We start from the raw sequence: 17,747 nt of genomic DNA on the forward strand, positions 1-17,747 counted from the left end.
TCCGGCAACGCGCAAGGCTAAAGCGCCGTTAAGCTGGAGGCGGTCTGCGGCGCCGCGCCCCATGCGACCCTGAAGCATGAGCGACGACAAGACCCCAGCCGTCCCCGACCGCCCCTACACCGAGACGAAAAGTGACGGCGTGCCCCACGACGACCCGGTGTACCAGCCCCCCGCGAACGCCGAGGAAAGCGACCTGCTCGACGCCGCTGTGGACGGCACCAGCGCCTCGCACTACGGGGCCAACGACCCGGCCCTGTATGAGGACACCGCGCAGGACTCCGGGGGCGACCGGTAGCCTGCGCGGCAGGTCTGTCGCGGAAACCGTCTGCGGGGGCGAGAACAACCGGAAGCAGAACAACGCGGGAGGCTCCGAGGAGCACTCCCGCCGTTGTTCTGGCCCGGGTTCAGGGGTACAGGCCGCGCAAAGCCCGCGCTTCGAGCACGCGGGTGCAGGCGACGATGTAGGCGGCGGTGCGCAGGGTCACGCCGTGGCGTTCCTTCACGTCCCAGAGGCTCAGGAACGCCTCGCTCATGATGCGGTCGAGGCGGTTGTTGATCTCGTCTTCCGTCCAGAAGAAGGACGAGAAGTCCTGCACCCACTCGAAGTAGCTCACGGTCACGCCGCCCGCGTTCGCCAGCACGTCGGGCACGACGGTCACGCCGCGCTCGGCCAGCAGGTCGTCGGCGGCGGGGGTGGTCGGGCCGTTGGCGCCCTCCACGATCAGCCTGGCCTTGATCTGCCCGGCGTTGGCTTCGGTGATCTGCTTTTCCAGCGCGGCGGGAATCAGCACGTCGCAGTCCACCGTCCAGAACTCCTCGCGCTTCAGTTCCTCGCTGCCGGGGAGGCCGATGATCTTGCCGGTCTTGGCCAGGTGGTCGGCGGCGGCGTAGGGGTCGATCCCGGCGGCGCTGTAGACCGTGCCCGTCACGTCCTGAATGGCCACGATCTTCGCGCCGTGGTCATGGAAGATGCGCGCGGCGGCGTTGCCCACGTTGCCGAAGCCCTGCACGGCGATGCGGGCACCTTCGAGCGGCAGCCCCAGTTTCTTCAGGGCCTCCGCGCCGGTCACGAAGACGCCGCGTCCGGTGGCGTCGCCGCGCCCCAGCGAGCCGCCCAGGCTGACGGGCTTGCCGGTCACCACGCCGGTCGCGGTGCGGCCCACGTTCATGGAGTAGGTGTCCATCATCCACGCCATCGTCTGCGGGTTGGTGTTCACGTCGGGGGCCGGGATGTCCTTTTCCGGCCCGATGATCAGGCCGATCTCGGTCGTGTAGCGCCGCGTGAGGCGTTCGAGTTCACCGGTGCTGTACTTGCGCGGGTCGATGCGGATGCCGCCCTTGCCGCCGCCGTAGGGCAGGTTCACGGCGGCGTTCTTGATGGTCATCCACGCCGAGAGCGCCATGACTTCCGAGAGGGTCACGTCCTGGTGATACCGCACGCCCCCCTTGGCCGGGCCGCGCGAGGTGTTGTGCTGGACGCGGTAGCCCTCGAAGTGCGCGACGGTGCCGTCATCGAGGTGAATCGGCACGTCCACGATCAGGATGCGCTTGGGCCGCTTGAGGGTCTCGACCCAGTACGCCAGCTTCCCCAGGTAGGGCGTGACGCGCTCGACCTGCTCCAGAAAGATCTCGTAGGGGCCGATGTTGTTGGGATCGAGGTAGCTGGGAATGGTGTGCTGCCCGAGCTTTTTCTGCTCCGGCGTCTGGTTTTGCGGGTCCTGTGTGGCGGTCATGGGGGCCTCCGGTAGAAGGGGAGTCTGGGCAGAGGAGTTGGGGCAGTGGCGTCGGGACAGGGGACGGGGTTTGCGGCTTCGCCGCGCGGTGTGCCGCTGCGGGTGGGCTGCTCAGGGGTAGATGCCGCGCATCACGGTGGCCCCGTGCAGGCGCGTCAGGGCAATGGCGTAGGCGGCCGTCCGCATGTCCACGTCACGCGTCTGCATAAAGGCGGTCACGGTGTTCACGGCGGCGTCCACCCGCAGGTCGATCGCGCGCTCGATCTCGGTTTCGGTCCAGAAGAAGTTGCTGGCGTCCTGCACCCACTCCAGATAGTTCACGATCAGGCCGCCGATGCTGGCGACCAGATCGGGCAGGATGGTCACGCCTTGGCCCACCAGGAAGCGTTCGGCCTCGGGCAGCACGGCGCGGTTGGTGGCCTCCACCACGTAGCGGGCGCGGACGGCGTGGGCGTTGCCGGCATTCACGCTGCCGTAGTCGTAGGCGAGCATCAGCACGTCCACGTCGAGTTCGACCACCTCGTCGGGGGTGATGTCGGTGGCAAAGCCCTGCACCGTGCCGCGCGCCTCGCGCCACTCGGAGAGTGCCTCCAGGTCCAGACCGCTGCTGGCGAAGGTCGCGCCGTCCTGATCCGAGACGGCGACCACCAGCGCGCCCTGCGCGGCGAGGGTCTGCGCGGCCTTGCGGCCCACATCTCCGAAGCCGTACACCGCCACGCGGGCGCGGTTCAGGCTCTCGCCACGGTCCTCCAGCACGCGCGCCGTCACCAGCGCGGCGCTGCGGCCCCGGGCGTCCTTGCTGCCGTAGCTGCCGCCCAGTTGCAGCGGCTTGCCGACGACCATGCCGCCCGCCGCCAAACCGGTGTTCTCGCCGTAGGCGTCGAGCATCCAGGCCATGGTCTGCGCGTCCGAGCCGACATCCGGCGCCAGGATGTCCTCGCTGGGGCCGATCAGTTCCACCAGTTCGCTGGTGTAGCGCCGGGTCAGGCCCTCCAGCTCGTGCGGGCTGAGGGTCTGCGGGTCCACGTCCACGCCGCCCTTCGCGCCGCCCAGCGGCAGGTCCGCGACGGCGGCCTTGAGGGTCATGATCGCGGCGAGCACCTCACATTCGTGGGCGTTCAGGTCCGCCTTGAAGCGGACGCCGCCCATGCTGGGGCCTCGGGCCGCCGAGTGAACCGTGCGGTAGCCCTTGAAGACGCGCACCGTGCCGTCGTCCATCCGGACAGGCAGGTTCACGCTCAGGGTGCGTTTGGGATATTTGAAGTAAGCGAGCGACTGGTCACTGACCTCGCTGTAAGGCAGCGCCTGCTGGAGTTGCTCCATGAGGCCCTGCCAGTTGAGTCCTGATGCCCTCATCGCGGTCTCCTTTGGGCGGTACGGGTAGGGGTGTGGCCGGCTCTGCCGAGCATACACGCATAGACAGCTAGATGGCCCGGCGCAGGATACGCCGCCCGCGTGGGCGTGCGTCAACCCCCGCCGGACCCGACAGGCACGCGCAAAACCTGAACCGCTTCCACCCCCCTGTGGGCGGGCCGCCTTCCCCTTCCGCCTTTCAAACGGTAGCTGTCGGAGGGCAGGACGGGGGCAGTCGACCGGGAAAGCGAACGCAGAAGACCTGTCCAGCCGAGCAGGACGGAGGGGAAGGGGTGGGCCAGCCCGGCCCGCCGGCAGCAGGCTTCAGCGGGTGCGCTCGATCTCCCGGCGGGGCAGCGCGGCCAGGGCCTCCCGCGCCCCGGAGGGCGGCAGGGCGGACAGGGCGTCCACGGCGAGGCAGGCACGGCGGCGAATCTCCTGACGGGTGCGGTCGGCGGCGCCCTGGGTCAGGGCCAGCTCGCGGACCCGGGTCACGTCGCCCGGCTCTGCGGCGCGGCGCTCCAGCACCTCGCGGACCTCCGCGCCGTGGGGGCCGTTCAGCAGCTCCAGCACGGGGAGGGTGGCCTTCCCCTCGCGCAGGTCGCCGCCCACGGGTTTGCCGAGCGCCGCCTCGTCGCCCATCAGGTCCAGCAGGTCGTCTTGCATCTGAAAGGCCAGGCCGTATTCCCGCCCGAAGGTGAGCAGCGCTTCCCGCTGGGCTTCGGGCGTGTCCAGCAGGAGCGCCGGGGCACTCGCGGCGAGTTCCACCAGCGCCGCCGTCTTGCCGTGAATCACTTCCAGATACTGCGGCAGGCCGTAGTCCGCGTAGGCGGCCACCTGGAACTGCAACACCTCGCCCTCGCAGATCACGCTGGCCGCGCCGCCGAAGGCCCGCGTGAGCGCCGCACCCTGGGGCATGCCCGAGAGCAGGATCAGCAGCCGGGACAGCATGAAGTCGCCGCTCATCACGCTGACCACATTGCCGAAGCGCCGGAAGGCCGCCGCCTGGCCGCGCCGGGTATCGGCGTCGTCGATCAGGTCGTCGTGCAGCAGGGAGGCCGAATGCAGCAGCTCCACACAGACCGCCAGGTCGGTCACGGCACTCCAGCGCGGGTCACGGGGGTCCAGGCCCAGCGCCTGCGCGGCCAGAAAGGTCACGGTGGGCCGCGCGCGTTTGCCGCCCGCCGCCACCAGGTCCTCCCCGATCAACTCGATGAACTCCACCCTGGAGCGCAGCACCTCGCGCAGCCGCGTCTCGAAAGCTGCGCCGGGAAGGGTCAGGGCCGCCACGCCAGTCATGCCGCCAGTATAGAAAAGACGGACGGGCGGAACGTACCGGCACCCCGGATCTGCCGCGCCCCACCCGGCTACACGGGGCAGAGATGAAAGGCGTTTTAAGGCAAAGGTGGAAGTTGTGTGGTCTGCCCGCTTTGTCCCTCGCCTCACCGTTCGCGCGCGTGGTAAAACCGGGGCAATGGAAAGCGTCGTTGCCCTCTTTCGTGAGCCGCAGCAGGCCCAGGGTGCCCTGGACGCCCTGCGGGCGCGCGGCTTTGACCGTGACCACCTCGGATTTGCCCTGGCCGACGCGGTGGCCGAGGACGGCCTGGCCCAGGCGACCGGCATCAGCCCCGAGGCGGGTGCGCCCGGCGGCTCGGGGAACGTGATTCGCGGCGTGCTGATGGGCACGGTGGCCGGTCTGGCCCTCACGGTTCCGGTCTGGCTGCTGCTGCTGATTATCCCCGAAACCCGGATCTATCAGCAGGGCGGCCTGCTGGCGATCATGTACGGCGTGATCGGCGGCGCGAGCCTGGGCGGGCTGTTCGGGGCGCTAACCGGGGGCGACCACGGCGACTACGTGAAGCTGCTGCGCCGGATGGGCGTTCCTGCCGGGCAGGCCGAACGCTTCTACGACGGCATCAAGGCGGGCAACATCCTGGTGATCGCCCGCGACCCGGACGGCAGCAAGGCCAGCGAGGCCCTCAGCCTGATGCGGCGTCACGGTGCCCTCAAGCTCGACGAGGCGACGGGCGGTGGGCGGCTCCAGAGCGAGCGCAGCGGCCAGGGCGGCCACTAGCGGCTGGGCAGGTGCGCTGGGCGGCGGGGTTGACCTCGCCGCCCTCGCCTTTCTGGCAGCTATTCCGGCCAGACCAGCGCCGGGTCGCTGAGGTCCGGCCATGCGGCGGGAAGCGTCACGCTCCAGCCGGCCCCCCGGAGGGTCCGCACCGGCACGACACCCACACCGCTGCCACAGACCCAGGCGCGGGACACCTCCCGCAGGTCCTTCACGGTCACGGGCCGCTGCTCGAACGCTTGCCCGGTCAGGAAGGCGGCGCGGGTGAGGCCCGGCAGGCCCCCTGCGGGCACCACCAGTCGCCCCCCGAGGTCCAGCAGCGGAGAGGTGCGCCCCCCGTCCACGACCCGGCCTGCGGGGTCGCGCAGCCAGCCCTCGAACGCGCCCGCCCGCGCCGCCTCCCGCCCGGCGAGCAGATAAGGCAGATGGTTGCCGGTCTTGTGCGCCGCCAGTTGCGGGTGAACTTCCAGATCAGTCACACGCACACTTACGCCGTCCCGGGGGCGGGGGCCGGGCTGGAGGGGGCGGTGCGACCAGAACACACCGTCCGGGGTGGCGGTGAGGCGCAGCAGGCCCCAGGGGAGGGGGTCAGGGGTGGGCGGCGCTCCATCCGGCGCGGGCAGGCCCAGAAACGCGCAGGTGTGCGCCAGCCGCGCGAGGTGCGCTTTCCAGAGCAGCGGCACACCCCGGCGGGTACGGAGGGTGGTGAAGGCGGTCGCGCCGTGGAGCCAGGCGGATGTGTCCACCCCGGCAGGCAGTCGCCTCACGTCTTTCCCGGACCGCTGGTCGCGGCCAGCCCCAGCCAGTTGCCCAGCAATGCCCGCCCCGCCGGACTCAGCACGCTTTCGGGGTGGAACTGCACGCCCCAGGCGGGGCGGCCCGGCACCTGGAGGGCCATCACCTCGCCGTCCGCGCTGCGGGCCGTGACCACCCCCCGCGCCAGCCACTCGGGCGGGAGGCCGCGCACGACCAGCGAGTGATAGCGCCCGAAGGCCGCGCCCGCCGCGATGCCCGCGAACAGCCCCGTGCCGTCATGGCGGATGGCCTCCGGGCGACCGTGAACGGGCACGGCGCGCTCCACCCGGCCACCCAGGACCTCCCCGAGCGCCTGATGCCCCAGGCACACGCCCAGCAGCGGCACGCCCCGCTCCAGGCAGAGGCGGGTCAGGGCCAGGGTGCAACCGCTGGTGCCCGGCGTCCCCGGTCCCGGACCGACCAGTACGGCGTCCGGGCGGGAGGCCAGCAGCTCCCCGGCGTCCTCGTCCTGGGCGCGCAGGTCCACCGCCACCCCGAGGGCCAGCAGATCGTGGGCGAGGTTCAGGGTGAACGAATCCCGGTTGTCCAGCAGCAGCACCCGCAGACCGAGACCAGTCCGGGACGGGGCGGGCGGCGGGGACCAGGCCCGGCCCGGCACCGGGAACGCGGGCGCGCGCGCGGGCCGGCCCGGTTTCCCCGACAGCACCGCCAGCAGCGCCTGGGCCTTGTGGGCCGTCTCCTGCGCCTCCCGCAGCGGGTCGGCGTCGATGACGGTGCCGCCCCCGGCGCGGACCTGCACGGTCCAGCCCTCCCCGGCGCGCCGGAACCCCGCCGTCCGGATCAGGATATTCAGGTCCACCCGCGCCCCGCTCACGATGCCGGCGCCGCCCGTATACCAGCCGCGCGGTCCCGGTTCCAGGTCGCGGATGGCGGTCATCACGCGGGCCTTGGGCGCACCGGTGATGGTGCCGCCGGGAAAGGTGGCGGCCAGCAGGCCCCGCACGCTCAGGCCCGGCCCCGCCCGCGCCGTGACCTCCGAGACGAGGTGCATCACGTGGCTGTAGCGCTCGACCAGCCCCAGGTCCGGCACCGTCACCGTGCCTGCCGCCGCGACGCGCCCCAGATCGTGCCGCACCAGGTCCACCAGCATGACGTGCTCACTGACCTCCTTGGGACTCGCGCGCAGTTCGGCTTCCAGCTCGGCATCCTCCCCGGGCGTGTCCCCGCGCCGCCGCGTGCCCGCGATGGGCCGCGCGCTGAGCGTCTCGCCCGCCCACAGCGCCAGCCGCTCGGGGCTGCACGACACCACGGCCTCGTCCCCCAGATCGAGGAAGGCCATGAAAGGACTGGGGTTGACCTCCCTCAGCCGCAGGTAGGCCGCCAGGGGGTCACCCGTCGCCGCCGCCCGCACGCCGCGCGAGAGGTTCACCTGATAGACCTCGCCCGCGCGGATCAGCTCCTGCACGGCGCGGACGCCCGCCGGGTAATCCACGTCGTCCGTGCTGAACTCGCCCACGTGCAGCGCGGGCAGGGGAGCCGGAGCGCCGGACAGCACCCCGGCCCAGTCCACGTGTCCGGCCTCGCCCAGGACAGTCAACGTCCCCGCCTCCCGGTCCCAGACCAGGCCGCTGGGATAGAGGCCCCACCAGCCCGCCGGGCCGTCGGGGGCGTGCGTGTCCAGGCCGCCTGTTCCGGTATCCAGGGTCCGTGCCGCCTCGTACTTCAGGCCGCCGAGCCAGGCGGGAAAGAGGGCCTGGCCCTCCGGCCTTTCGGGCACCTCTGCCTGCACGCGTACCGGCCACGCACTCAGGAAGCTGTACCGTCCGTAGGCCACGACCGGCCCCAGCGATTCCAGCAAAACCACCCCCGGCGCGTTCGCGGCCCGCAGCCGCAGCAGCACGTCCGCTGGAGAAAGCTGGGCCAGCGCGGGCGGCAGGGGAGAGGGGGCGGGAACCTTCACGCGCCAGATTCTAGAGGAGGGGCGGGGGCACGTCCCTTTTGCCTCCAGCCTGGCTGTTCCTCAATCCCGGCCAAATCCCTACTTCCCGTCCGGGTTTGGGGGGTAGACTGGGGGCATGTGGGTCTCGACCAAAGCACAGTACGGCCTGCGCGCCCTGATCGAGATCGGGCGGCGCGGCGGCGACGCGGTTCCGCTCAAGGACGTGTCCGAGCGGCAGGGCATCAGCCAGCATTACCTGGAGCAGATCGCCAGCAACCTGCGCCGCGCGGGCTTCATCAAGAGCGTGCGCGGCGCACACGGCGGCTACCGGCTGGCCCGGCCCGCCGCCGCCATCAACGCCTACGACGTGGTCACGGCGATGGAAGGCAGCATCGCGCCCGTCTCCTGCGTGGAAGACGACCACGTGTGCGACAAGGGCAACGTCTGCGGCACGCTGGACCTGTGGCACCGGGTGGACGCGGCCCTGCGGGACGTGTTGGGCGGCACGACCCTGGCCGACCTGATCGTGGACAGCGAGCGGCAGGACCACGCGCGGCTGGTGCAGTTGGAACCGGCCTTCCCCAGTTCCGGCGCCTGAGCCTGCGCTCTTGCCGGTCTCTCTCCCGCCGCCCGTCTCCCCGGGCGGCGTTTGTCTGGCCCCGACCCCGTATCCTGTTCCCCGATGTACCGCCGCTTGCTCAAGCCTGCCCTGTTCCGCCTGGACGCGGAGGAGGCCCACCACCTCACCCTGCGTGCCCTGGGGCTGGCCTCGCGCCTGCCCGCCTGGCCCAGCCTGGCCCGCCGCCTGACGGCTCCGGCGGACCCGCGTCTCACGCAGACGTTGTGGGGCCGCCCCTTCGCCTCTCCGCTGGGGTTGGCCGCCGGGCTGGACAAGAACGCCGAGGCCGTGCCCGCCTTCAGTGCGCTGGGCTTCGGCTTCGTGGAGGTCGGGACGGTGACGCCGCTGGCGCAGCCCGGCAATGAGCGTCCCCGCCTCTTTCGCCTCCCGCCCGACGGGGCGCTGATCAACCGCATGGGCTTCAACAACGCGGGAGCAGAGGCCCTGCACGCGCGGCTCGCGGCGCAGCCCGCCCGCCCCGCGCCCGTCTGGGTGAACATCGGCAAGAACAAGGCCACGCCCAACGAGGAGGCCGTGGGGGATTACCTGAAGTGTGTCCGAGTGCTTCAGGACGTGGCCGACGCCTTCGTGGTGAACGTGAGCAGCCCGAACACACCCGGCCTGCGCGCCCTGCAAGCCGCCGGCGACCTCGCGGCCCTGGTGCGCGCCGTGCTGGCGGAGGTGGAGGCAGGCCGCGTCCGCACGCTCAACCGGCCGCCCGTCCTCGTGAAGCTGGCCCCCGACCTGCACCCCGCCGACTTCGAGGCGGGCGTGAACGCGGTGCTGGAAGCGGGCGCGGACGGCCTGATCGTCAGCAACACCACCCTCAGCCGGGAGGGCCTGGGCCACGCGAACCGGGCTGAGGCGGGGGGCCTGAGCGGACGGCCCCTCCGCAGGCGCAGCACCGAACTGGTGCGGGACGCCTACCGCCTCACCCGCGGTCGGGTGCCGATTGTGGGGGTAGGCGGCATCTTCAGCGCCGAGGACGCCTACGCCAAGATTCGCGCCGGGGCCGCCCTCACCGAGGTCTACACCGCCCTGATCTACGAGGGGCCGGGCCTGCCGATGCAGTTGAACCGTGATCTGGGCAAGCTGCTGGAACGGGACGGCTTCCGCAACGTCACGGACGCTGTGGGCGCGGACGCCTGAGGGTAGCCCGTAAGGAGAGAGGCCAGGATGGGGAAAGTCTTTCCCCGCCCCGGCCTCCGGCCCTGTTCCGGGTGCGCCTCGTCTTCGACTCACCTTAAGTTCGTATCAATCCCCGCGCCTGAAGGCCACCTTCCCGCCCACCACCGTCAGCAGCGGCCAGCCCTTCAGCCGCTCGCCAGCCCAGGGAGAGAACTTCGCCTTGCTTTTGAACTCGGCCGGGTTCACCTCGCGCTCGGTGCCGAGGTCCAGCACCACCAGGTCGGCGGGGGCGCCCGCCTCCAGCGACGGCGCGGGCCAGCCCATTACGCGGGCGGGGGCCGCCGTCATCAGGTCGAGCAGTTTCTCCAGGCCCAGCCGCTCCCCGAAGCGCGTCCACATCAGCGGAAAGGCCAGTTCGATGTAGGCGATGCCGAAGGGCGCGTCCAGCAGGTCGCGTTCCTTTTCGGCGCGGGTATGCGGCGCGTGGTCGGTGGCGAGGCAGTCCACCGTGCCGTCGAGCAGCCCCCCGAGCAGGTGGTCGGCGTCGGCCTGGGTGCGCAGGGGCGGCGCGACCTTGTAGAGGGCGTCGAAGCTCCTCAGCGCCTCCTCGGTCAGGGTGAGGTGGTGGGGGCAGACCTCGCAGGTGACGGGCAGGCCGCGGGCCTTCGCCTCCCGCACCAGGTCGAGGGCGCGGGCCGTGCTGAGGTGCTGGACGTGCAGCCGCGCGCCGGTGAGGGCCACCAGTTCCAGGTCGCGGGCCACGCGGGCCGCCTCTGCCGCCCAGGGGTTGCCGGGCAGGCCCAGTTCCTCGGAGACCGGTCCCTCGTTCATCACGCCGTCCGCCCGCAGGCCCGCGTCCTCCGCGTGGACGCTGATGACCATGCCGAGGCTGCGGGCATACTCCAGCCCCAGCCGCAGCACGCGCGCATTCTCGTTGGTGCGTCCGTCGTCGGTGAACATGGCCGCGCCCGCGTCCTTCAGGAAGGCGAGTTCGGCCAGTTGCTCGCCCTTCTGCCCCCTCGTGAGGGCCGCCGCCGGGCGCAGGCGGGCCAGCCCCAGGCCCTCCGCCTGCTCGATCAGGGCGCGCACGGTGGCCGGTTCATCCACCACCGGCGACGTGTTCGGCATCGAGACGACGGTGCCGTACCCGCCCGCCGCCGCCGCCGCCAGGCCCGAGGCCAGGTCTTCCTTTTCCGTCTGCCCCGGCTCGCGCAGATGGGCGTGCAGTTCGATCAAGGCGGGGGCGACGGTGCCGCCCTGGCCGTCCAGCACTTCGCCCTCAGCGGGCAGATTCCAGCCTTTGATGACGCCGTTTTCGGTGGTGACGGATTCGAGCTGGTCACGGCCAGGGCGTTTGATGTTGGTGATGGTGAGCATAAGGTGACTCCAATCAATACAGGTCGGTTTTCCTGAAAGGCCTGCCGCCCAGGCAGCTCCCCCCATCGGGTGGGTACCAGGAGTAGGGGCCGGGTGGGAGGCTACGATCGTTCGCGCGGGTCACGGTGAAGTCGAAGGTGCGCGGCCATTTCCCCGTGGCCGGAACCCAGCGGCAGTTCTTGACCGCAAAGGCGGAAGGCCCCCGCAGCCCGGCCAGGGTGCAGTTCCACCAGAGGGCTGCCCAGCGTGAGGCGCGGTTCAGGCGGGCCGAGAGCTGCTCGTAGGCGGTTTCCAGGTCCGCCGTTTCGGCCACGCTTCCGCCTGAAATGGCCCGGATACGGGTCGTGCGCCCAAACTGAACGGACTGGGTGACGTTCCAGCCCCCGCCCGAGCGCGTGAGGCGGATACTGGCCTTCTCCCCGACCACCGCACCAGACGTGCCCGACTCCTGAGCCGTCTTGAGGATGAGTCGGGCGACCTGCTCCGGGGGAAGAGCATAGGCCGTGCAGCCTAGCTTCGGCTTCCCCTGACAGGCTTCCTGATTTGCGTGGGTGGCCTGCCCGAGTCGGCCCGCTGCCTGGAGGAAGGCCGGGGAAGCGGGGACCGGGTCGCACGCCCCTGCCCAGGCATTTAGCCCCAGCAGCCCCAGCAGCAGCACCCGCCGCATTTCGCCTACGCCCGCCCCACCAGCAGGTGGTACAGCACGCTCATCCGCACCGCCTGCCCGTTCTCCACCTGCTTCAGGATGCGGCTGCGCGGGCCGTCGGCCACCTCGCTGCTGATTTCGAGGTCGCGGTTCATCGGGCCGGGATGCAGGACGATCGCGCCGCTCTCGGCCTCCCGCAGCAGCGCCTCATTCACCTGATACCGCCCGGCGTATTCCTGAAGGCTGGCGAGGTAGCCGCCGTTCATCCGCTCCTGCTGGAGCCGCAGCGCCATGACGGCGTGGGCACCCCGCACCGCCTCGCGCGGGTCGCTCGTGACGGTCACGCCGGGCTGCCCCGCCAGGCCTGCGGGCAGCAGGGTCGCCGGGCCGCACAGCACGACCTGCGCGCCGAGTTTCGGCAGGAGTTCCGCGTTGCTGCGCGCCACGCGCGAGTGGCGGATATCCCCGATGATGGCGACTTTCTTGCCCTCCAGCGAGCCGTACTCCTGCCGGATGGTGTAGGCGTCGAGCAGGGCCTGCGTCGGGTGCGCCCGCCGGCCATCGCCCGCGTTGATGACGGGTTTGCCGCTGTAGCGCGCGACGAGGTGGGCCGCGCCGCTGGCCGGGTGCCGCACGATGTAGGCGTCCACCTTATAGGCGGTCAGGACTTCGACCGTGTCGCGCAGGCTCTCGCCCTTGCTGAGGCTGCTCGCGCCCGCCGCGAAAGAAACCACGTCGGCACTCATGCGCCGGGCGGCCAGCTCGAAGGAGATGCGGGTGCGGGTGCTGTTCTCGAAAAAGGCCGTGCAGACCGTCAGCCCTTGCAGCGCCGGAACCTTCTTCACCGGGCGGTCCAGCACCTGATTCATGGTGTCGGCATTGTCCAGCAGGGCGGTCAGGCGCTCTTGCGTCCAACCCTGAAAGTCCAGCAGGGTGCGCGGGCGGGGCGGGGTGGGGACCGTCATTTCACCGCCTCCCCACTGGCCGGCAGGTCATGCAGTTCCACCAGGTCCACGCCGTCCGTCTCCGCGAGCTTCACTTTCACCATCTCGCTGCGGGCGGTGGGCAGGTTCTTGCCGACATAGTCCGCACGGATGGGCAGCTCGCGGTGCCCCCGGTCCACCAGCACCGCGAGCTGGATGCTGTCGGGCCGCCCGAGATCGATCAGGGCGTCCAGCGCGGCGCGGACCGTGCGGCCCGTGAACAGCACGTCGTCCACCAGCACCACACGGCGGCGGGCCAGGTCAAAGGGCACGTGGGTTTCGCGGATGATCGGCTGGTGCGCGACTTCCGACAGGTCGTCGCGGTAGAGGGTGATGTCGAGCATCCCGGTGGGGACCGTCACGCCTTCCAGCTCGCTGAGTTTCTCGGCCAGCCGCCGCGCCAGCGGAATACCGCGCGTGTGAATCCCGATCAGGGCGAGCTGCTCGGCGCCCTTGTTGCGCTCGATGATCTCGTGCGCGATGCGGGTCAGGGCGCGGCGGACCTCGTCGGCGGTGAGAATGGTGGCCTTGGGCGTCATGCACGCACCTGCGGTCCAAAAAAAACGCCGTCCAGCACAGGCTGTCGGCTCGTCAAGTTCCGTTGCATCGTTTGCTCCTTCTCCTGCCTCACGGGGCGGGCGCGGCCTCACGGGACCGCCGAGAGAGGGTGTCTCGGATTTGGGCGGGGCAGCTTGCCCGGCGCCTGGGGGAGTGTACACCGGCCGGGTCCGGAGGGAAAGAGACCGACCGACACCCACGTGCCGGCCACGTCTCCGAAACCGCTGCCTTAACGCGCACTAAACTTGACATGACCACACGCAGGTCTTAAACTTCTGACAGTTGAGCGCGAGGCACTCAGATTCGGTGCGCGGCGCTTCCACGTTCAGGAGGTTTCCAGATGATGCGATTTGATCCCTTCCGTGAGATTGAAGAACTGACCCAGCGAATGGACCGGGCCTTTGGCGGCGCGGTGAACAGCCAGACGGCCCGTCTCGCGCCCCCGGTCGACGTTCACGAGGATGAGCAGGGGCTGGAACTGACCCTCGACCTGCCCGGCGTGCAGCCGGACGACATCCAGATCGAGGCCGAGAACCAGACGCTGACCGTGCAGGCGCAGCGCCGGTACAACCGCCAGGAGGGCCGCACCGCCCACCGCGTCGAGCGGGCCTATGGGACCTTCAGCCGCACCTTCAGCGTGCCCGCCAAGTACGACCTCACCAAGGTCGAGGCCGATTTCGACCATGGCACCCTGACCATCCGCGTGCCCCGCAGTGAGGCGGCCCAGAAGCGCACCGTGAATGTCCGCAGCGGCGGGCAACTGAACGCGCCGAAGACGGTGGACGCCGGGCAGGGCCAACCGGGCGAGCCTCAGCCGCAGATCGGTTCGCAGGACCAGCCGGGCTGAGCCGCGCCCTCTCCTTTCCTCTTTCCTCCGCCACGACGCCCCGGACACGCACGCCGGGGCGTCCCGCGTTATTCCGCCGCCTCGTACAGCCGCTGGCGCTCGCGGAACTGCACTTTCTGCCGCTCGGTGGTGTGGGCGAAACAATGTTCGCAGCTCACGCCGCGCTCGAAGTGCGGGTGCCGCGTTTCCTCCGGCGTCAGGGGCCAGCCGCAGCTGTGGCACATCTCGCAGGTGCCCGGTTGCACGCCGTGTCCGACCGTCACGCGCCCGTCGAACACGAAGCACTCGCCGTTCCAGCGGCTCTGGTCGGCGGGGACGCTCTCCAGATACTTCAGGATGCCGCCGCGCAGGTGATACACGTCCTGGAAGCCCAGCCCCAGCAGCAGGCTGGTGGACTTCTCACAGCGGATGCCGCCCGTGCAGAACATGGCAATTTTGCGCCCCCGGCTGTCTGCCAGATGCTGCTCCACCCAGGCCGGAAAGTCGCGGAAGCTGTCCAGTTGCGGATCGAGGGCGTTCTCGAAGGTGCCCGCCTTGACCTCGTAGCGGTTGCGGGTGTCGATCACCAGCACGTCGGGGTCCGAGAGCAGGGCGTTCCATTCCTGGGGATTCAGGTAGTGCCCCACCTGCGCGAGCGGTTCGACCGGCACGCCCAGCGTCACGATTTCCTGTTTCAGGCGCACCTTGAGGCGCTTGAAGGGGTTCTCGCGGCTGAACGACTCCTTGTATTCCAGCCGGTCGAAGCCCGCCGCCCGCAGGAAGTCGTGCAGCTCGCGGACCGCTTCCCGTGACCCGGCCACCGTGCCGTTGAGGCCTTCCGGCGCGACGATCAGCGTGCCGCTCAGGCCGAGGCGCCGGCCCAGGGTCCGCAGGTCCTCGCGGAGACGGGCCGGGTCGTCCAGCGGGCGAAACTGATAGAGGGCGGCGACGACCCAGGCTTCGGCGGAGGGTACAGGAGCGGCGGGATGCAGGGCGTCTTCAGGCATGGGGCGGGAGGTCCGGTGGAGGGGGAGGGGCGGTGGCCCCGTTGCGGCTGAAGTATAGCCGGCGGCCCCGGGCCTGGGCGAATGAAACACCCCCTCTCCTTTCTCCCGGCCCCCGCCTGCTACCCTCGCCCCTGATGCCGACCCTCCTTGCCGCCGAGTCCCTCTCCGTGACCTTCGGGGAGCGGCCCGTATTGCGGGAGGTGTCGCTGTCGGTGGCGGCGGGTGAGCGCCTCGCCCTGCTGGGGCGCAACGGGGCGGGGAAGACCACCCTGCTGCGTGTGCTGACCGGCGAACTGCGGCCCGAAGAGGGGACGGTCTGGCAGAGGCCGGGGCTGCGGGTGGCCGTGCTGGCGCAGCAGCATGCCCATCCCCCGGGCCGGACGGTGCGCGAGCTGGTGGACGCCGCCCATCCCTACCGCGAACTGGAAACCGAACTGCTCACGCTGGAGGCGAACCTGGGTGATCCGGAGACGCTGGCGGCGTGGACCGCGCTGCATACCCGCCTGGAAGACGCGGAAGCCTACACCTGGCCCGCCCGCGCCGCGCGGGTGCTGGGGATGTTGGACCTCACACGGTTTCTGGACCGCGAGGCCACCACCCTCAGCGGTGGCGAGCGCACCCGGCTGGCCCTGGCCCTGGCGCTGGCCCGTGAACCTGGCCTGCTGCTGCTGGACGAGCCGACCAACCACCTCGACATCCGCATGCGCGAGTGGCTGGAGGACCATTTGCGGGACTTCCGGGGGGGCGTGCTGCTGACCAGCCACGACCGCGATTTTCTGGACGCCGTGGCGACCCGCAGCGTGTGGCTGGAGGCGGGCGAGGCGGCGGACTACCCCGGGGGCTATTCGCGTGCGCGGGCGCAACGGGACCTCGAACGCCGCACGCGGGAGCGCGCCGCTCACCTGGGCGAACGCGAGGTGGCCCGGCTCGCCGGAAGTGCCGAGCAACTGGACCGCTGGGGCCGCCGCTCGCGAGCGCTCAAAACCCGTGCGGGCCGCCTGCCCGTCACCGAGGCGCCCCTCCCCGAGCGGCAGATCCGGATGCGGCTCCTGGCGGGGACGGCGCGGGCGCGGCTGGTGGCCTGGGGGGAACACCTTTCCAAAACCTATGGGGGGCGTGAGGTGCTGCGGGGCGTGGCCTTCAAGCTGCGGCAGGGCGACCGCGTGGCGCTGATGGGCGCGAACGGCACCGGCAAGACCACGCTGATGCGCCTGCTGGCCGGAGAACTGCACCCCGATCCCGGCCCACCCGAACCCGTCTTGCGTGTGGCGAACGGCGTCACCGTCGCCAGCCTGGACCAGACCTGGCACGGCCTGACGCCCGGCGAGGGGCTGAAAGCGCAGTTCGAGCGGAGGTTCGGCGGGCGGGCGAACGCCCTGCTGGGCCGTGCCGGATTCGTGGAAGCCGACTGGGCCAAGACGCCCGACATCCTGTCCGGTGGTGAGCGTGCGCGGGCGGGCCTGGCGCTGGTGAGCGCCCTGCGCGCCGACCTGCTGCTGCTCGACGAACCCACCAACCACCTCGACGTGGAAGCGCTGCTGGCGCTGGAAGGGGCCGTCCACGCCTACGGCGGCGCGGTCGTGATCGTTACCCACGACCGCCGCTTTGCCCGCGAGGTCGCCAACCGCCTGTGGGTGATCGAGGACGGAGCGCTGCGCGAGGTGGCCGGGTGGGGGTCGCGCACCTTTACCGACCCGGCCCGGACCCTCACGGGCGACCCGCCTCCACCGCCGCCGCCGCCCACGCCCCGCCAGCGCCTCGGTCCGGTCGAGACGCAACTCGCGGACTTGCGCCGTGAACTCGATGCCCCCCCCGGCACCCTGACCGGCCGCGAGGAAGCCCGGTTGCGGGCGCAGGCGCACCAGCTTCAGGCCCACCTCTACGACCTGTATGCGCAGGCATTTGCCGCCCCCCAGTTCGACGCCGAGGTGCGTGAGCCACCCCTGACGGTCCGCGCGCAAAAACTCGGGGAGGCGGGAGGCATGTTCTGGGCCGCCCGCGACGAGGCCTGCCCCCACCTCGCCTGGGACGGCGAGACGTTGCGCTTTTCCGCCCCGCCGCCCGGCTGGTACGGCGCGGCCTTGCTGGGCGGGGCACTCCGCATCCTGTTTGAACGCTGGAACGTGGGCCGGGTGCGGCTGGGCGAGGGCGGCCCGGTGCTGCGGCGGCGGACGTACTTCGAGCGGGCCGGGGTGGTGAACAGGCTGTAGGGTGTGGGAAGAGCCTTTCCCACAACCCATACCCCACAACCTCCAACCCCTGGCGCCCCGCTATACTCCCCGTCATGAGTGAAGACCTGATCAAGGGCCGTCTCGGCGGCGCGGACGGTTACAACGTCCGCTGCGCCATCGACGGCGACCGCATCTCGGGCCGCGCGGGCGGCAAGCTGCACGGCAAGGACATCGAACTGGAAATCACCGAGCGCGGCGTGCAGGGCACCGTCGGCACGGAGAGCGTCCGGGTGGAACTGGAAGAGGGCGAGCTGCGCGGCAACGTGGGCAACCAGAAACTGGTGCTGCGCGGGGTGGACCGTGTGACCGGGTTCCTGGGCGAACCCATCGTGGGCTGGAACGTCGTCGCGCAGCAGCAGGGCGAGCAGCTCCAGGGCCAGCTCGGCAGCACCGTGCTGGGCCGCCCCTTCGAACTCTCCCTGGGCACGGCCCCCGGCTGGGTCGGCGCGCTGGTCGCCGTGGTCGCCTTCTACGCCCTGGAACCCCGCGCGAGCGCCAGCGTCAGCCGCTAAGAGCGGCC

17 protein-coding genes are annotated in these 17,747 nt (G+C 71.0%); 7 read left to right on the forward strand and 10 right to left on the reverse strand.

The window, feature by feature from the left end:
• The first annotated feature begins 76 nt into the window (after nucleotides 1–76).
• Nucleotides 77–295 (forward strand): hypothetical protein, encoded by a 219-nt coding sequence (locus DEIPH_RS05550; RefSeq protein WP_034355138.1) that lies wholly within the window; start codon nucleotides 77–79, stop codon nucleotides 293–295.
• A gap of 109 nt (nucleotides 296–404) precedes the next feature.
• Here DEIPH_RS05550 and DEIPH_RS05555 read toward each other — a convergent pair whose 3' ends face one another.
• From DEIPH_RS05555 to DEIPH_RS05565, 3 genes are all read right to left on the reverse strand, one after another.
• Nucleotides 405–1,733 carry a Glu/Leu/Phe/Val family dehydrogenase gene (locus DEIPH_RS05555; RefSeq protein ID WP_034355141.1) on the reverse strand — a complete coding sequence of 443 codons (1,329 nt, stop codon included), beginning with the start codon at nucleotides 1,731–1,733 and terminating at the stop codon, nucleotides 405–407.
• 111 nt (nucleotides 1,734–1,844) lie between these two features.
• A complete protein-coding gene (locus DEIPH_RS05560; RefSeq protein ID WP_034355144.1) occupies nucleotides 1,845–3,089 on the reverse strand; it encodes a Glu/Leu/Phe/Val family dehydrogenase in 1,245 nt (414 codons plus the stop codon).
• A 321-nt stretch (nucleotides 3,090–3,410) separates the two neighbouring features.
• Nucleotides 3,411–4,385 (reverse strand): polyprenyl synthetase family protein, encoded by a 975-nt coding sequence (locus DEIPH_RS05565; RefSeq protein WP_034355146.1) that lies wholly within the window; start codon nucleotides 4,383–4,385, stop codon nucleotides 3,411–3,413.
• A 175-nt stretch (nucleotides 4,386–4,560) separates the two neighbouring features.
• Between DEIPH_RS05565 and DEIPH_RS05570 the strand changes: the two genes are divergently transcribed.
• The gene (locus DEIPH_RS05570) at nucleotides 4,561–5,160 is read left to right on the forward strand and encodes a hypothetical protein (RefSeq protein ID WP_034355149.1); all 600 of its coding nucleotides are present in this window, start codon (nucleotides 4,561–4,563) and stop codon (nucleotides 5,158–5,160) included.
• 59 nt (nucleotides 5,161–5,219) lie between these two features.
• On the opposite strand, the gene DEIPH_RS05575 is transcribed toward DEIPH_RS05570, so the two are convergent.
• Both DEIPH_RS05575 and DEIPH_RS05580 read right to left on the reverse strand, forming a co-directional pair.
• On the reverse strand, nucleotides 5,220–5,924 hold the full coding sequence (locus DEIPH_RS05575; protein ID WP_034355152.1) for an aminotransferase class IV: 705 nt from the start codon (nucleotides 5,922–5,924) through the stop codon (nucleotides 5,220–5,222).
• On the reverse strand, nucleotides 5,921–7,873 hold the full coding sequence (locus DEIPH_RS05580) for a chorismate-binding protein (RefSeq protein WP_081790799.1): 1,953 nt from the start codon (nucleotides 7,871–7,873) through the stop codon (nucleotides 5,921–5,923). The genes DEIPH_RS05575 and DEIPH_RS05580 overlap by 4 nt, the downstream gene beginning before the upstream one ends.
• Before the next feature lie 115 nt (nucleotides 7,874–7,988).
• On the opposite strand from DEIPH_RS05580, the gene DEIPH_RS05585 reads away from it, so the two are divergent.
• Nucleotides 7,989–8,450, forward strand: a complete 462-nt coding sequence (locus DEIPH_RS05585) for an RrF2 family transcriptional regulator (RefSeq protein WP_034355154.1) — start codon at nucleotides 7,989–7,991, stop codon at nucleotides 8,448–8,450.
• A gap of 84 nt (nucleotides 8,451–8,534) precedes the next feature.
• Nucleotides 8,535–9,620, forward strand: coding sequence for a quinone-dependent dihydroorotate dehydrogenase (locus tag DEIPH_RS05590; protein WP_034355156.1), 1,086 nt, complete (start codon nucleotides 8,535–8,537; stop codon nucleotides 9,618–9,620).
• A gap of 105 nt (nucleotides 9,621–9,725) precedes the next feature.
• Here the strand turns inward: DEIPH_RS05590 and DEIPH_RS05595 are convergent, their stop codons facing one another.
• Genes DEIPH_RS05595 through pyrR form a run of 4 tightly spaced genes read right to left on the reverse strand, consistent with a single transcriptional unit; the run spans nucleotide 9,726 to nucleotide 13,144 of the window.
• The gene (locus tag DEIPH_RS05595; protein ID WP_034355159.1) at nucleotides 9,726–10,976 is read right to left on the reverse strand and encodes a dihydroorotase; all 1,251 of its coding nucleotides are present in this window, start codon (nucleotides 10,974–10,976) and stop codon (nucleotides 9,726–9,728) included.
• Nucleotides 10,977–10,989: 13 nt separating this feature from the next.
• Entirely contained in the window at nucleotides 10,990–11,643 is a 654-nt protein-coding gene (locus DEIPH_RS19700; protein WP_152544819.1) for a hypothetical protein, read from the reverse strand.
• A 5-nt stretch (nucleotides 11,644–11,648) separates the two neighbouring features.
• Nucleotides 11,649–12,587, reverse strand: a complete 939-nt coding sequence (locus tag DEIPH_RS05605) for an aspartate carbamoyltransferase catalytic subunit (RefSeq protein WP_034355164.1) — start codon at nucleotides 12,585–12,587, stop codon at nucleotides 11,649–11,651.
• Complete coding sequence (gene pyrR / locus DEIPH_RS05610; RefSeq protein WP_034355168.1) at nucleotides 12,584–13,144, reverse strand: bifunctional pyr operon transcriptional regulator/uracil phosphoribosyltransferase PyrR; 561 nt, start codon at nucleotides 13,142–13,144, stop codon at nucleotides 12,584–12,586. Before pyrR ends, DEIPH_RS05605 begins: the two co-directional genes overlap by 4 nt.
• 359 nt (nucleotides 13,145–13,503) lie before the next feature.
• Here pyrR and DEIPH_RS05615 point away from each other — a divergent pair, with 359 nt between their 5' ends.
• Nucleotides 13,504–14,010, forward strand: coding sequence for an Hsp20/alpha crystallin family protein (locus DEIPH_RS05615; RefSeq protein ID WP_034355170.1), 507 nt, complete (start codon nucleotides 13,504–13,506; stop codon nucleotides 14,008–14,010).
• Nucleotides 14,011–14,078: 68 nt separating this feature from the next.
• On the opposite strand, the gene trhO is transcribed toward DEIPH_RS05615, so the two are convergent.
• Nucleotides 14,079–14,996 (reverse strand): oxygen-dependent tRNA uridine(34) hydroxylase TrhO, encoded by a 918-nt coding sequence (trhO, locus tag DEIPH_RS05620; RefSeq protein ID WP_034355173.1) that lies wholly within the window; start codon nucleotides 14,994–14,996, stop codon nucleotides 14,079–14,081.
• 134 nt (nucleotides 14,997–15,130) lie between these two features.
• On the opposite strand from trhO, the gene DEIPH_RS05625 reads away from it, so the two are divergent.
• Nucleotides 15,131–17,206 carry an ABC-F family ATP-binding cassette domain-containing protein gene (locus tag DEIPH_RS05625; RefSeq protein WP_034355176.1) on the forward strand — a complete coding sequence of 692 codons (2,076 nt, stop codon included), beginning with the start codon at nucleotides 15,131–15,133 and terminating at the stop codon, nucleotides 17,204–17,206.
• A gap of 74 nt (nucleotides 17,207–17,280) precedes the next feature.
• Complete coding sequence (locus DEIPH_RS05630; protein WP_034355179.1) at nucleotides 17,281–17,739, forward strand: hypothetical protein; 459 nt, start codon at nucleotides 17,281–17,283, stop codon at nucleotides 17,737–17,739.
• The last annotated feature ends 8 nt before the right edge of the window (nucleotides 17,740–17,747 follow it).

Source organism: Deinococcus phoenicis, assembly GCF_000599865.1.
GTDB classification, from domain to species: Bacteria; Deinococcota; Deinococci; order Deinococcales; family Deinococcaceae; genus Deinococcus; species Deinococcus phoenicis.

Bases quoted from the DNA above. Each gene is read 5' to 3' on its own strand.
- DEIPH_RS05550 (WP_034355138.1), top strand. From the start codon at position 77: ATGAGCGACGACAAGACCCCAGCCGTCCCCGACCGCCCCTACACCGAG.
- DEIPH_RS05555 (WP_034355141.1), bottom strand. From the start codon at position 1,733: ATGACCGCCACACAGGACCCGCAAAACCAGACGCCGGAGCAGAAAAAG.
- DEIPH_RS05560 (WP_034355144.1), bottom strand. From the start codon at position 3,089: ATGAGGGCATCAGGACTCAACTGGCAGGGCCTCATGGAGCAACTCCAG.
- DEIPH_RS05565 (WP_034355146.1), bottom strand. From the start codon at position 4,385: ATGACTGGCGTGGCGGCCCTGACCCTTCCCGGCGCAGCTTTCGAGACG.
- DEIPH_RS05570 (WP_034355149.1), top strand. From the start codon at position 4,561: ATGGAAAGCGTCGTTGCCCTCTTTCGTGAGCCGCAGCAGGCCCAGGGT.
- DEIPH_RS05585 (WP_034355154.1), top strand. From the start codon at position 7,989: ATGTGGGTCTCGACCAAAGCACAGTACGGCCTGCGCGCCCTGATCGAG.
- DEIPH_RS05590 (WP_034355156.1), top strand. From the start codon at position 8,535: ATGTACCGCCGCTTGCTCAAGCCTGCCCTGTTCCGCCTGGACGCGGAG.
- DEIPH_RS05595 (WP_034355159.1), bottom strand. From the start codon at position 10,976: ATGCTCACCATCACCAACATCAAACGCCCTGGCCGTGACCAGCTCGAA.
- DEIPH_RS19700 (WP_152544819.1), bottom strand. From the start codon at position 11,643: ATGCGGCGGGTGCTGCTGCTGGGGCTGCTGGGGCTAAATGCCTGGGCA.
- DEIPH_RS05605 (WP_034355164.1), bottom strand. From the start codon at position 12,587: ATGACGGTCCCCACCCCGCCCCGCCCGCGCACCCTGCTGGACTTTCAG.
- pyrR (WP_034355168.1), bottom strand. From the start codon at position 13,144: ATGACGCCCAAGGCCACCATTCTCACCGCCGACGAGGTCCGCCGCGCC.
- DEIPH_RS05615 (WP_034355170.1), top strand. From the start codon at position 13,504: ATGATGCGATTTGATCCCTTCCGTGAGATTGAAGAACTGACCCAGCGA.
- trhO (WP_034355173.1), bottom strand. From the start codon at position 14,996: ATGCCTGAAGACGCCCTGCATCCCGCCGCTCCTGTACCCTCCGCCGAA.
- DEIPH_RS05625 (WP_034355176.1), top strand. From the start codon at position 15,131: ATGCCGACCCTCCTTGCCGCCGAGTCCCTCTCCGTGACCTTCGGGGAG.
- DEIPH_RS05630 (WP_034355179.1), top strand. From the start codon at position 17,281: ATGAGTGAAGACCTGATCAAGGGCCGTCTCGGCGGCGCGGACGGTTAC.